This is a genomic window from Streptomyces sp. NPDC021020 (genome assembly GCF_044333285.1).
Lineage (GTDB): Bacteria > Actinomycetota > Actinomycetes > Streptomycetales > Streptomycetaceae > Actinacidiphila.
The window spans coordinates 139,059-152,326 of sequence record NZ_JBIRQQ010000004.1; the positions used below are offsets into that span (position 1 = coordinate 139,059).

General features: G+C 72.8%; 12 protein-coding genes. 6 read left to right on the forward strand and 6 right to left on the reverse strand.

Translation table 11 applies throughout. The annotated features are described in order from the left end of the window. Window positions 1–2: 2 nt before the first annotated feature. Entirely contained in the window at window positions 3–485 is a 483-nt protein-coding gene (locus ACH4SL_RS12605) for a roadblock/LC7 domain-containing protein (RefSeq protein WP_398445298.1), read from the forward strand. Between the two features lie 279 nt (window positions 486–764). Next, the gene (locus tag ACH4SL_RS12610) at window positions 765–1,373 is read left to right on the forward strand and encodes a GTP-binding protein (RefSeq protein ID WP_398444343.1); all 609 of its coding nucleotides are present in this window, start codon (window positions 765–767) and stop codon (window positions 1,371–1,373) included. Window positions 1,374–1,401: 28 nt separating this feature from the next. On the opposite strand, the gene ACH4SL_RS12615 is transcribed toward ACH4SL_RS12610, so the two are convergent. The 3 genes from ACH4SL_RS12615 to ACH4SL_RS12625 form a co-directional block, all read right to left on the reverse strand. Then, window positions 1,402–2,700, reverse strand: coding sequence for an NlpC/P60 family protein (locus tag ACH4SL_RS12615; protein ID WP_398444345.1), 1,299 nt, complete (start codon window positions 2,698–2,700; stop codon window positions 1,402–1,404). Between the two features lie 410 nt (window positions 2,701–3,110). Next, window positions 3,111–4,754, reverse strand: a complete 1,644-nt coding sequence (locus tag ACH4SL_RS12620) for a chitinase (RefSeq protein ID WP_398444347.1) — start codon at window positions 4,752–4,754, stop codon at window positions 3,111–3,113. A gap of 124 nt (window positions 4,755–4,878) precedes the next feature. Then, window positions 4,879–5,118: a hypothetical protein gene (locus ACH4SL_RS12625; protein WP_398444349.1), complete on the reverse strand. Its 240-nt coding sequence runs from the start codon at window positions 5,116–5,118 to the stop codon at window positions 4,879–4,881. 101 nt (window positions 5,119–5,219) lie between these two features. Here ACH4SL_RS12625 and ACH4SL_RS12630 point away from each other — a divergent pair, with 101 nt between their 5' ends. Beyond that, window positions 5,220–5,918, forward strand: a complete 699-nt coding sequence (locus ACH4SL_RS12630; protein ID WP_398445300.1) for a TetR/AcrR family transcriptional regulator — start codon at window positions 5,220–5,222, stop codon at window positions 5,916–5,918. Between the two features lie 15 nt (window positions 5,919–5,933). Here ACH4SL_RS12630 and ACH4SL_RS12635 read toward each other — a convergent pair whose 3' ends face one another. Further along, window positions 5,934–6,830, reverse strand: coding sequence for a diiron oxygenase (locus ACH4SL_RS12635; protein ID WP_398444352.1), 897 nt, complete (start codon window positions 6,828–6,830; stop codon window positions 5,934–5,936). Window positions 6,831–6,978: 148 nt separating this feature from the next. On the opposite strand from ACH4SL_RS12635, the gene ACH4SL_RS12640 reads away from it, so the two are divergent. From ACH4SL_RS12640 to ACH4SL_RS12650, 3 genes are all read left to right on the forward strand, one after another. Next, a complete protein-coding gene (locus tag ACH4SL_RS12640) occupies window positions 6,979–8,091 on the forward strand; it encodes a ferritin-like domain-containing protein (protein ID WP_398444354.1) in 1,113 nt (370 codons plus the stop codon). Between the two features lie 17 nt (window positions 8,092–8,108). After that, complete coding sequence (locus tag ACH4SL_RS12645) at window positions 8,109–9,281, forward strand: CapA family protein (RefSeq protein WP_398444356.1); 1,173 nt, start codon at window positions 8,109–8,111, stop codon at window positions 9,279–9,281. A gap of 188 nt (window positions 9,282–9,469) precedes the next feature. Continuing rightward, the gene (locus tag ACH4SL_RS12650; RefSeq protein WP_398444358.1) at window positions 9,470–10,390 is read left to right on the forward strand and encodes a polysaccharide deacetylase family protein; all 921 of its coding nucleotides are present in this window, start codon (window positions 9,470–9,472) and stop codon (window positions 10,388–10,390) included. 13 nt (window positions 10,391–10,403) lie between these two features. On the opposite strand, the gene ACH4SL_RS12655 is transcribed toward ACH4SL_RS12650, so the two are convergent. Continuing rightward, window positions 10,404–11,870 carry a penicillin-binding transpeptidase domain-containing protein gene (locus ACH4SL_RS12655; RefSeq protein ID WP_398444360.1) on the reverse strand — a complete coding sequence of 489 codons (1,467 nt, stop codon included), beginning with the start codon at window positions 11,868–11,870 and terminating at the stop codon, window positions 10,404–10,406. Continuing rightward, the gene (locus ACH4SL_RS12660) at window positions 11,867–13,237 is read right to left on the reverse strand and encodes an FtsW/RodA/SpoVE family cell cycle protein (protein WP_398444362.1); all 1,371 of its coding nucleotides are present in this window, start codon (window positions 13,235–13,237) and stop codon (window positions 11,867–11,869) included. The genes ACH4SL_RS12655 and ACH4SL_RS12660 overlap by 4 nt, the downstream gene beginning before the upstream one ends. Window positions 13,238–13,268: the final 31 nt, after the last annotated feature.

Here is a 13,268-nt window from a genome sequence, read left to right on the forward strand (position 1 = left end):
CGATGACCGGGGCCCTCAGCCATGAGGCCCGCAACTTCCGCTGGCTGCTGCGGAATCTGGTCCAGGAGGTGCACGGCATCCGCTCCGTCGCGGTCGTGTCCTCCGACGGCCTGCTGCTGTGCGGCTCCGAGCCGGACAGCGAGCGGCCGGGCCCGGACGACCCGCCGCCCGCGCACCCGGGCCTGGCCGGCAGCGGCCGGATGGACCTGGCCGCGGTGGTGTCCGGGCTCGCCTCCCTCACCGTCGGCGCCGCCCAGCTCATGGACGGCGGGCGGGTCCGGCAGACCACCGTCGCGATGTCCGGCGGGGTGCTGGTCGTGATGTCGATCAGCGACGGCTCGCTGCTCGGCGCGCACGCCACCGCCGACTGCGATCTGAGCGTCGTCGCCTACGAGATGGCGCTCTTCGTCGGCCGCGCCGGCCATGTCCTGACGCCCGCGCTGCGCAGCGAGCTGCGCCAGTCGGGCGGCGGGGGCGCGCGCTGATGGCGGCGGCCGCCTGGGGGCCGCCCCCGCTCGTGCACGTGCCGCCGCAGCCGGGCCACGCCCCGCTGCCGTACCGCACACCGCACCTCGCGCGCGCCGATCGCGCCGACCGCAGGTCACACAGGGTGCGCCCGTACGCTCTGACCGGCCGCCCGGCACTCGCCGGCAATGCCGGGGGCCCGATGCTCGGCGATCTCGCCGGGCAGGGAAGAATTCGCGTGTACGGTACCGGTCACGGGTCCGTACGCCCCGACCGCGCGCTGCTCGAAAGGGTGCTCAGTGGACTACGCAGGCTCTGACCGCCAGAACGGCCTGCACACCTGGCCGGTTGAGCAGGACCGCGCGCCGGTCTCCACCAAGATCGTGGTGGCCGGCGGCTTCGGCGTGGGCAAGACCACCTTCGTGGGCGCGGTGTCGGAGATCACCCCGCTGACCACCGAGGCGGTCATGACGCAGGCCAGCGAGGGACTGGACGACCTGGGGTCCACCCCCGACAAGGTCACCACGACCGTCGCCATGGACTTCGGCCGCATCACGCTGGAGGAGGACCTCGTCCTCTACGTCTTCGGCACCCCCGGCCAGCAGCGCTTCTGGTTCATGTGGGACGACCTGGTGCGCGGCGCGATAGGCGCGATCGTGCTCGCCGACACCCGCAGGCTGGCCGACTGCTTCCCGGCGCTCGACTACTTCGACGGCACCGGGCTGCCGTACACCGTCGCCGTCAACCAGTTCGAGGGCACGTACGCCTACACCTCGGAGGACGTGCGCGAGGCGCTCGCGGTGCCGTCGCACATCCCGGTGCAGATCATCGACGCGCGCGAGCGCCGCTCCGTCGTCGACGCGCTGCTCTCCCTCGTCACGCACGCCCTCGCCGACCAGCCGCTCTAGCTCCGGCCGTAGGAAGCCTGACGTCACGTCACTTCTGCGGTGTGGCAGAGGCCTTCACGGGCGGTGCGTCCTTGCCGGCCTTCGGCGCCTTCGCCGTCTTCGGTGACGCCTTGTCAGGCGCCGGGATCTTCACGGCGGGCACCTTGCGCGGCTTGTAGTGCGCGAGCGGCTGCGCGCCCATGTCCGGGCGGACGGCGCCCAGGACGGGGTTGGCGCCGATCGGGGAGACCTTCACGTAACTGCCGGTGTGCGGTGCCTGCACGACCAGGCCGTTGCCGATGTAGAGGGCCACATGGGTGGCCTTCGGGAAGTAGATGACCAGGTCGCCCGGCCGCAGCAGCGACAGCGGCACGCGCGGCAGCTTCGCCCACTGCTCCTCGGCGGTGCGCGGGATCGGCAGGCCCGCGTGCCCCCAGGCCTGCGAGGTCAGGCCCGAGCAGTCGAAGGAGTCCGGGCCCACCGCGCCCCACACGTACGGCTTGCCGAGCTGCGCGAAGGCGTAGGCGATGGCGGCGTCGCCCTTCGCGGAGGGCGCGCGTACGGCCGCGTCCTTGCCGAGCGGCTTGGAGTCCATGAACTCCTGCTGCGCCTTGTCCGCGCCCTGCTCCTCCAGCGCCTCCAGCTCGCTGATCTGGACTCCGCTGAGCCCGGCGAGCAGCGACTCGACCTGCCGCAGGTTCGTCTCGATCTCGGTCTTCTTCGCCGCCTGCGTGTTCTGCGCGGTCTGGGCGGCGTCCAGGGCCTTCTGCGCCTGCGCGTTGAGCCCGGCCAGCCGGTCCTGCTCGGCGGCCAGGGCGTCGACGGCCGCCTGCTGGGTGTCGACGGTGCGCTGCGCGAGGTGCAGGTTGCCGAAGAAGTCCTGCGGGTCCTCGCCGCCCAGCATGGCCATGTACGGCGACAAGCCGCCGGTGCGGTAGAGCTCCCGGGCCAGCAGGCCGACCTGGTCCTTGCCCGCGGCGACGTCGGCGCGGGCGGTGGCGAGCTGCCCGTCGAGCGAGCGGGCCTTGGCGCGCTGCTGGTCGGCGGTGGCCTTGGCCTGGTTGTACGACTCGGTGGCCGCCTCCGACTGCTGGTAGAGGGTCTGCAACTGCGTCAGGAGCTGCGGCAGCGAGTCGGGGTCGGCGGTGGTGCCGGGGGTGGGCAGCGAGCCCAGGGTGGCGGTGGGCGGGGTGCCGGGGACGGCCGGGGGAGTGGTGGCGGGCGGCGGTTCGTACGGGCGGGCGGCCGCGGACTGCGCCGCGGGCAGCGACAGCGCCGCCAAGGCGAGCAGCGCGCTGCACACGGCCGCGGAGCGCCGCCAGGACCTGGTGTTGCGAGCCACCGGCATGTACCTGTCCTCCTGTATGACGGTCCCTCGTGAGCGTGTCATAGGTTGTCATATCTTCAGCTGCCGGAACGTGTCATTCCGCCCCGGGGAGTCGCCCGGTTCCGCAGCACTGCCTCATCGCTTGCCCCTCGCTTCCCCGGCGGCCCCCGTCCGCTCCGCTGATCTTCCCCGACTGTTCACGTCCGTTCACATCGCCCCGTGTCCTTCCACGACCCTGCCCGCGCCCGCGGTTCCGCACCCGCAGCGACACACCGGGCACCCCGTAAAACGTTCGAACCCCCACCCCCGGCGGCAGGCCGCGAGGGGTGGGGGTTCGGGGGAGGCGTGGGGGGATGGGGCGTACGGCCCGGTCACCGCCCTCGGGACCGGGCCGTACGCGTCTGGGGGGCCGCCGCGGGGCGGCCCGGGTGTCAGCCGAAGTAGCTGTCGAAGTTCTTGGAGAACTCCGCGTTGTTGAAGCGGTCCCAGTTGATCGACCAGGTCATGAGGCCGCGCAGGGCGGGCCACTGGCCGTGGGTGGTGTAGCCGCCGCAGCTGGTCTTCCTGGTCAGGCAGTCCAGGGCCTGGTCGACCGCGGCGGGCGCGGTCCAGCCGTTGCCCGCGGTGGTCGAGGCGGGCAGGCCGATGGCCACCTGGGAGGGCGCGAGGGCCGGGAACATGTTGGCGGTGTTGCCGGCCACCGGGAAGCCGGTGAGCAGCATGTCCGTCATGGCGATGTGGAAGTCCGCGCCGCCCATGGTGTGGTACTGGTTGTCCAGGCCCATGATCGGACCGGAGTTGTAGTCCTGGACGTGCAGCAGCGTCAGGTCGTTCCGCATCGCGTAGATCACCGGCAGGTACGCGCCCGCCCGCGGGTCCTGGCCGCCGAACGGGCCGGAGCCGTAGAACTGGTAGCCGAGCTGGACGAAGAAGGTCTCCGGCGCCATCGTCAGCACGAAGCCGCTGCCGTAGCGGGCCTTGAGGGTCTTCAGCGCCGAGATCAGGTTGACGATCACCGGGGTGGTCGGGTTCTTGAAGTCGGTGTCGCCGGTGTTGAGCGACAGCGAGTGGCCCTCGAAGTCGATGTCGATGCCGTCCAGGCCCCACTGGTCGACGATCGCGGCGACGGACGAGACAAAGGCGTCGCGGGCGGCCGTCGTGGTGAGCTGGACCTCGCCGTTGGCGCCGCCGATCGACAGCAGCACCTTCTTGCCCGCGGCCTGCTTGGCCTTGATCGCCGCCTTGAAGTCGGCGTCCGACTCGACCGAGGGGCATTCGGCGACCGAGCAGCGGTTGAAGTGGATCTGCCCGGAGGTCGGCGAGCTGGTCTCGCCGAAGGCCAGGTCGATGATGTCCCAGCTGTCGGGCACGTCCGCGAGGCGGGTGTAGCCCGAGCCGTTGGCGAAGGTCTCGTGCAGATAGCCGACCAGCGCGTGCGTGGGCAGGCTCCCGTTGCCCGGCGGGGTGGTGGGCGGGGTCGTCGGGGGTGTCGTGGGCGGCGTGGTCGGAGGTGTGGTCGGGGGCGTCGTCGGCGGGGTGGTGGGCGGGGTGGTCGGCGGCGTGGTGGTGCCGCCGCCGGGGCCCTGGAGCGAGATGTCGTCCGCGAGGTAGGCGGGCTGGCCGTACCAGCCGTGCACGAAGACGCTCGCGCTGGTCTGCGTGGCCGCGGTCGTGAAGGACACGCTCAGCTGCGTGTAGCCGCCGCCGCTGCCGGGTGTCCAGGTGCTCGTGCCGCCGTCCACGCCGATGTAGACGTAGGAGCCGTTGACCTGCGCGGTCAGCGTGTACGTGGTGTTCGGCGCGACGCTCACGGTCTGCTTGCACTGTCCGGTGGCGGACGCGGAGGGCGTCGCCTTCAGCGCGTACGAGCCGCTGTGCGCCTGCCCGGTGACGGCGGAGGCGCCGGCGTCGCACGTCCAGCCGGTCAGGCTGCCGGACTCGAAGCCGCCGTTGGCCAGGAACTCCCCGGCGCTCGCGGACGGGGCGAGGGCGACCAGGCCGCCGACGGCCAGGGCGCCGGCGAGCGCGGCCGACGCCGCTGCCAGGGGTCTCTTCCTGCTGAGCGTGCTGAGCATGGGGGGATGCTCCTTCGCGGGTGCGGTGCGGGGGAGTGTGCCGTGCGGTTGCCCGTGGGCCTACCGCGCAGCAAACAGGTTTAGACCAATCGTGTCAATGGTCCGGACCAAATCCCCCGGCTCGTCAGCCGCGCCGCGACCAGGGCCACTTGGGCCCCGGGGCCGGCTTGCCCTCGGGGTCGTAGCGGAAGACCCACGGCGTCCGGTTCTCCCCCTTGACACCGGGGACGCGGTGGTAGACGTACCGGTGCCCCTCCACGGGCACGACGTACTCCTTCGGCGGCTGCCCCGTCATCCCCACGACGACCTCGATGACCCGCCCGTCGAGCGGCCCCCCGCTGAACTCCGTCTCCTCATGCCTCACCCGGCCACCCTCCCACGGGGCCGCCCGCCCCCGCGCAAGGCGCCGCCCGAACGTGCATCCGGGCCGCGGGGCCATAAGGTGGGGCGGTGGCTTACCGGAGAATGGACGTCGAGGCCCGCCGCGCGCAGTTGCTGGCCGCGGCCGTCGACCTGTTCGGCCACCGGCGGCCGGAGGACGTCTCGATCGACGACGTCGCCGCCGCCGCGGGCGTGTCCCGCCCGCTGGTCTACCGCTACTTCCCCGGCGGGAAGCAGCAGATCTACGAGGCCGCGGTGCTCGGCGCCGCCGACGAGCTGATCGGGCGCTTCGCGGTCGCCGCCGAGGGCCCGCCCACCGAGCGGCTGTCCGCCGCGCTCGACCGCTACCTCGCGTACGTCGAGGAGCACGCCCCCGCGTACGGCGCCCTGCTGGGCGGCGGCAGCGTCGCCGAGACGAGCCGTACGAGCGCGATCGTGGACGGCGTGCGGCGCCGCGCCGCGGAGCAGGTGCTGCACCACCTCGGCGTGACGCGGCCGGGCCCGCGGCTGGCGATGATGGTGCGGTCGTGGATCGCCTCGGTCGAGGCGGTGTCCCTGATGTGGATCGACGAGGGCCGCGAGCCGTCCCGCACCGAGCTGCGCGACTGGCTGGTCGACCACTTCACCGGCCTCCTCCTGGTCACCGCGACCACCGACCCGGAAACCGCCCGCGCCGCCGCCTCCGCCCTCCCCCAGGAGACCCCCACCAGCCCGGCCGGCACCCTCCTCACCCGCCTGACCACCCTCACCCCCGCCGCGGCCCACCTCTTCGACAAGGCGTGACCGCGGCGGGACCCGTCATGCGGAGGTCAGCCCCGAGGCCTTCCAGATGCGGCGGCTGGGGCCGCGGATGAGGCCGATCTCGTCGAAGAAGTCCATCAGGCGCTTCGCGGACTGGCGCATCACGTCCTGGCGGTGGGGGCTGGTGCGGGCGGCGGTGACGGCTTCCTTCACGTCGAGGCCCACCTCGGCGTAGACCTGGGGGCTGATGAGGGAGCGGGCGATGACGCGGGCGGCCTGGGCGGAGGTGAGGCGGGTGGCCTCGATCTCCCAGCGCGGGGCGGTGACCATCTGCCGCCGCAGCTCCTCGCGGGCGTAGCGGATGTGCCGCGCCTCCTCCACGACGTGGATGCGGGTGATGCCGCGGGTGAGGGTCTGGACGCGCTCGTCCGGGAAGGTCAGCCGCTGCATCCAGTCCAGGATCTCCTCGGCCAGCAGCGTGCCGGTGAAGGAACCGGGCGTCGTGGAGACGGTCTTGAGGACGCGCCCGAGCTGCTGGTCGAAGCGGCTCGGCCGGTACGCCGGGGTGCCCAGCTTGGTCACCGCGCGGGCGAACATCTTGGAGTGCCGGCACTCGTCGGCGATCTCAGTGAGCGCGTAGCGGACGTGGCCGCTGGTCGGGTCGAGGTCGTAGGTGTGGCGCAGCAGCAGCTGCATGAGGATCGTCTCGAACCACACGCCGATCGAGCACAGCGACGCGGCCTCGTGCCGGCTCAGCTCCATCCGCTGCTCGTCGCTCATCCGGTGCCACATCGGGGTGTCGTAGAGCGAGAGCAGCTCGGGCGGCCAGAACCAGCGGCCCTCCTCGAAGGGCGCTTCCCAGTCGAGTTCGGTGTCGGGGTCGAAGGAGTGCTTCGCGGACGCCGCAAGCAGGCGTTCCGCGGTCCTCTCGCGGTCGGTCAGTGTGGCGTCCATGCCGAACAGTCCTCCGGTGCACGAGGGTTACCAGCGGTACGGGTCTTATGAGACTCTGTGTCAACAAGCCCGTCAAGACCCCGCGCACGAACGTCCGCGCGGCGCACGGCCCGACTTTCCGCCCGGCACAGGCGATTGGAGCCGCCCCATGTCGACGCAAGGCCGCTACACCACCGAGCCCGCCGAGTGGTCCTGGGAGGTGCCGGCGCAGGGCGCAGCCAGATTCACCTGGGAGTACGACGACGGCCGCGACCGGCTGCTGGCCCTCTACCAGAAGGGCAAGGACAAGCAGTGGGACGGGATGCGCCGGATCGACTGGGATCTGGAGGTCGACCCGCACGACCCGCTGGGCACCCCCGACGAGGCCATGTCGCTCTACGGCTCGCGCTACTGGGACGCGATGGGCGACGCCGACCGCGCCCTGCTGCGCCAGCACTACGCCTCCTGGCAGTTCAGCCAGTTCCTGCACGGCGAGCAGGGCGCCATGGTGTGCGCCGCGCGCATCGTGGAGTCGGCGCCGGACCTCGACGCGAAGTTCTACTCGGCGACCCAGACCATGGACGAGGCCCGGCACGCCGAGATCTACGGGCGCTTCCTGCACGAGAAGATCGGCATGCTCTACCCGATCGACGACAACCTCCAGTCGCTGCTCGGCGACACCCTGCGCGACTCCCGCTGGGACATGCCCTACCTGGGCATGCAGGTGCTCATCGAGGGCCTGGCGCTGGCCGCCTTCGGTATGATCCGCGACACCACCGACAAGCCGCTGCCGAAGCAGATCCTCGCCTACGTCATGCAGGACGAGGCCCGGCACGTCGCCTTCGGGCGGATGGCGCTGCGCGACTACTACAAGCAGCTCACCGACGCCGAACTGCGCGAGCGCGAGGAGTTCGTGATCGAGGGCTGCTACCTGATGCGCGACCGGCTGCGCGGCCTGGAGGTGCTGCGCAACTTCGGCATCCCCGCGGCCGAGGCCGCCGAGCTGACCGAGTCCTCCGACTTCCTGCGGCTCTTCCGCAAGCTGCTCTTCTCGCGGATCGTGCCGTGCGTGAAGGACATCGGCCTGTGGGGCCCGCGGCTGCAGAAGGCCTACGTCGACCTCGGCGTCTTCGAGCTGGGCGACTCCAACCTGGACCTGCTCATGACGCAGGACGAGGAGATCGCCGAGCGGATGGACGCCGAGCGCTTCGCCGCCGAGGAGCAGGCCCGGGTGACCGAAGTAACCGAAACCATCACCCAGGGGGCCGAAGCGTCGTCGTAGGACCGTACGCTTGTCCGATGACCAACGAAGGGCCGATATCGCGGCGCGCCGCCCGCCGGGCCAGGGCACGCCGCCGGCGCCGCAGGAACACGGCTGTCGGCCTGTCGGTCGTGGTCGTCGCCGCGGTGGCGACCGGCTGGGCGGTGCTCGGCCGCGGCGGCAGCCCCGCCGGGGCCGCCGCCACCCCGCAGGCGACGGCCACGAAGGCCCCGTCCGCGACGGCGAAGGCCACGGCCACCGCGGCCGCGCACGAGCCGGCCGGCACGATCACCCTCGCCTTCGCCGGCGACGTCCACTTCACCGAGCGCACCGCGAACCGGCTCGGCGTGGACCCCGCGCTCGGCCCGATGTCGAAGGCGCTGACGGCCGCGGACTTCTCGATGGTCAACCTGGAGACCGCGATCACCACCCGCGGCACCCCGCAGCCGAAGAAGTACCACTTCCGCACCTCGCCGGACGCGCTCGGCGCCCTCCAGCGCTCCGGCATAGACGCCGTGACGATGGCCAACAACCACGCCGTCGACTACGGCCCGCAGGGCCTGACCGACAGCCTCGCGGCCCAGCGCAGCTCGCCGATACCCGTCGTCGGCATCGGCCCCGACGACAAGGCCGCCTACCGCCCGTACGTCACCACGGTCCACGGGGTGCGCCTGGCCGTGGTCGCCGCCAGCCAGGTGCAGGACTACACCAACCAGGCCTTCCGCGCCGGGCCGAACCGCCCCGGCATAGCCTCCGCGCTGGACCGTCCCAAGCTGCTGGCGGCCGTACGGGACGCGCGCAAGCAGGCCGACGTCGTCGTGGTCTACCTGCACTGGGGCACCGAGGGGCAGAGCTGCCCGGGCCCGGAACAGAAGTCGATCGCCGCCGATCTGTCCGAGGCCGGCGCGACCGCCGTCGTCGGCACGCACGCGCACGTCATGCTCGGCTCCGGCATGCTCGGCCCGACCTATGTCGCCTACGGCTTCGGCAACTTCCTCTGGTACGGCTCCTCGCCCTACCCGCACTCCGACCAGACCGGCGTGACGACACTCACCGTCACCGGCGGCAAGGTCGCCAAGGCGGTCTTCACCCCGGCCCTGGTCGACGGCCACGGCGTGCCCGAGCCGCAGACCGGCGCCGCGGGCCGCACGATCACCGACCGCTACGAGGACCTGCGCGGCTGCACGGGCCTGAAGGATCCGCCGAGCTGAATCGTTTCCCCCCAGGTGGAGGGGGCGATACGACGATACGTCCGGATCCTGTAACGACCCCTTGGATGCGTCGTCGTCGCGGAACCGTACCGTGGGCGACCGCATCTATCCGTTCGCGGAGCAGGTGAGGGACGCTGAACCGCGGAAACGGGACGTCGGACGACGAAGTGGGCGGGCGGTCACACAACATGACGGGTTGGCGGACAACGGCCGGGCGGCTGACGCCGGAGCGGATCAAGAGCGCACCGCGCGCCCTGGTGGTCGGGGTGGCGGTCGTGGTGGTCGTGCTCGCCGCCGTGGTGTCGGCGCTGGTCGCGCCGGGCGGCGGCAGCAGCGGCACCGCGGCGGCCGCGTCGGCGGGGGACGGGAAGAACACGGCGGACGGCAAGGGCGGCGACGGCAAGGGCGGCAGCGGCGGCGGCAAGGGCGGCCCGGCCGGGCACTCCACGGCCCCGCACAAGCCGTCGTCGAAGCCGACCACGTCCGCGCCGCCGGTCGCCCCGGTGCCGATCGACATCGTGCACGCGGCCGAGATACCCGGCAAGGCCGTCAACATCACCATCGACGACGGCCCCGACCCCGTATGGACCCCCAAGGTCCTCGCGGTCCTCAAGAAGCACCACGTGCACGCGACCTTCTGCATGATCGGCCCGCAGGCCAAGGCCCATCCCGACCTGGTGCGCCGGGTCGTGGCCGAGGGCCACCGGCTGTGCGACCACACCGTCTCCCACGACGAGTCGATGGACCACAAGCCCGTCGCGTACCAGCAGAAGGAGATCCTGGACGCGCTCGCGATGATCGAGGAGGCGTCCGGCAACGCCCCCGTCCAGTACTACCGGGCCCCCGGCGGCGCCTTCACGCCCGCCAGCCGCCAGATCGCCGCCCAGCACGGCCTGCGGCCGCTCGGCTGGAACGTCGACACCAAGGACTTCTCCCGGCCCGGCGTCGGGACGATCGTGGCGACGGTCAAGTCGGAGATCCCCAACGGCCCGACGATCCTCTTCCACGACGGCGGCGGCGACCGCTCGCAGACCGTGGCCGCCCTCGACCAGTCGCTGACCTGGCTGGCCCAGCAGCACTACGCCTTCAGCTTCCCGAAGGTCCGCTGAGCACTCCGCGGGCCTACGGCCGCGGCGCGGACAGCACCGCCTGCATCACCGCGCGGGCGATCGGCGCCGCGCTGCCGCCGCCGGAGATGTCCGCGCGGGCCGCCTCCGCGTCCTCCACGACCACGGCGACGGCCACGGCCGCCCGGCCCGCGCCCTGCGGCCGGGCGTAGCTGATGAACCACGCGTACGGCGTGCCCTTGTTGCCCACGCCGTGCTGCGCGGTGCCGGTCTTGCCGCCGACCACCGCGCCCGGGATCGCCGCGTTGGTGCCCGTGCCGTCCGTCACGACGGCCTCCATGAGCTGCTGCAACTGCCCGGCCGTCCAGCGCGAGACCGCGCGGTGCAGCCGCTGCGGCTCGGTACGGGCCACCACCGCGCCGGAGTGGTTGGTGACCCGGTCGACCAGGTAGGGGCGCATCAGCTCGCCGCCGTCGCCGACGGCCGCCGCGACCATCGCCATCTGCAAGGGGGTGGCCGTGGTGTCGAACTGCCCGATCGAGGACAGCGCGACCTGGTCCGGGCTCATCCTCGTGTCGAAGTTGCTCTTCGCGACGCCCGGCGGGATGCGCAGCCCCGCGTCGTTGAAGCCGAAGGCCTGCGCCTGCCGCACCATCGCGTCGAGCCCCACGTCGGCGCCGAGCTTGGCGAAGACGGTGTTGCAGGAGACCCGGAAGGCGTCCAGCACGCTCGCGTCCGCGCAGCCGCGGCCCTCGTTGGTGAGCGACCAGGCGGTGCCCGGCAGCCGGTAGGGGTCGGGGGAGTCGGTCGGCGCCGTGAGGTCGGTGACCGCGCCGGACTCCAGCGCCGCCGCGGCCGTGACCACCTTGAAGGCCGAGCCGGGCGGGTAGGTCTGCCGGATCGCCCGGTCCAGCATGGGCTGCGCCGGGTCGTCGTTGAGCTTCTTCCACTGCGCGGCCGCCGCCTCGCCCGTGGCCGACAGCAGCCCGGGGTCGTAGGACGGCGAGGTGACCAGAGCCAGGATCCGGCCCGTCGCCGGGTCGAGGGCGGCCACCGCGCCGCGCCGCCCGGCGAGCCCCGCGTAGGCGGCCTTCTGGGCGGCGGCGTCGATCGTGGTGTGGACGTCGCCGGGGCGCTGCCGGTTGCGGGTGATCTCGTTCCACAGCGGCGCCGAGGCAAGCTGCGGGCTGGTGCCGGACAGCAGCCCGTCCTCGGTGCCCTCCAGCAGCGAGGTGCCGTACGTCTGCGACGCGAAGCCGGTGACGGGCGCGTACAGCGGGCCGTCGCGGTAGGTGCGGGCGTACGCCAGCTGGCCGCCGGTGTCGCGGGCGCCGGTCACGGGTGCGGTGCCCACCAGGATGGAGCCGCGCGGGTGCGCGTAACGGGCGATGGCGATCCGGCGGTTGGCCGGGTCGGCGGCGTAGGAGCCGGACTCGACGACCATCACCCGCACCGCGTTGACCAGCAGCGCCAGCGCGAGCAGCAGGATCAGCAGGGCGCAGCGGCGGATGCAGCGGGTCACAGCGGGGCGTCCTCTCCCGGCGGCGGGCGGCGCGCGCTGTCGCTGAGCCGGATCAGCAGCGCCACGATGATCCAGTTGGTCACGACCGACGAGCCGCCCTGCGCCAGGAAGGGCATCGCCATGCCGGTGAGCGGGATCAGGTCCGTCACCCCGCCGGCGATCACGAAGACCTGGAGCGCCACGATCGCCGCGAGCCCGACCGCGAGCAGCCGCCCGAAGGGGTCGCGCAGCGCCAGCCCGGCCCGCAGGCCGCGCGCCACCAGCAGCGCGTACAGGCCCAGCAGCGCGCACAGCCCGGCGAGGCCCAGCTCCTCGCCGGCGGTCGCGAGGACGAAGTCGGACTTGGCCGCGAAGCCGATCAGCGCGGAGTGCCCCTGGCCGAGCCCGGTGCCCAGCACCGCGCCGTTGCCGAAGGCGTAGAGGGACTGGGCGAGCTGGCCGGGGCCGAGCCCGGCGCGGACGCTCGCGAAGGGGTGCAGCCAGTCCTCGACCCGGCCGTGCACGTGCGGTTCGAGGGAGCCGACCGCGAAGGCGCCCGCCGCGCTCAGCAGCAGCCCCACCGCGACCCAGCCGGTGCGCCCGGTCGCGACGTAGAGCATCACCACGAAAAGCCCGAAGAACAGCAGCGAGGTGCCGAGGTCGCGCTCCAGCACCAGCACCCCGACGCTCAGCAGCCAGATCGCCAGCACCGGCCCCAGCACCCGCCCGGTCGGCAGTTGGAGCCGCCGCAGCCCCAGCACGGTACGGCCGGTGTACGCGAGCGCGGCGCGGTTGGCCGCGAGGTAGGCGGCGAAGAACACCGCGAGCAGCACCTTCGCGAACTCGCCGGGCTGGATGGAGAATCCGGCCACCCGGATCCAGATCCTGGCGCCGTTGACGGCCGGGAAGAAGATCGGCGCGACCATCAGCGCGAGCGCCGCCGTCACCCCCAGGTAGGCGTAGCGGGCCAGCACCCGGTGGTCGTCCAGCGCCAGCACGACCAGCACGAACAGCGTGATGCCCAGCGTCGACCACACCAGCTGCGCGGGCGCGGCGGCCGGCCCGAGCGACGGCTCCAGGTCCAGCCGGTAGATCAGCACCAGGCCCAGCCCGTTGAGCAGCACCGCGATCGGCAGCAGCAGCGGGTCGGCGTACGGGGCCCGGGCGCGTACGGCCACATGCGCGAGGACGGCGAGCAGCGCGAGCCCGGCGCCGTACCCGGCGGCGCCGGGCGGGACCGCGCCCGCGGTCGCGAGGCCCACCTCCGCGTAGCCGTACACCGACACCAGCACCGCCGCGACGGTCAGCGACAGCTCCACCCCGCGCCCGCGCGGCCGCGCCGCGACCCGCTCCGCGGCGGGGGCGGCTTTGGCCGAGGTAGCGCTCATGTCGGCAACCTAGCAAGGCGGGGCCGACATA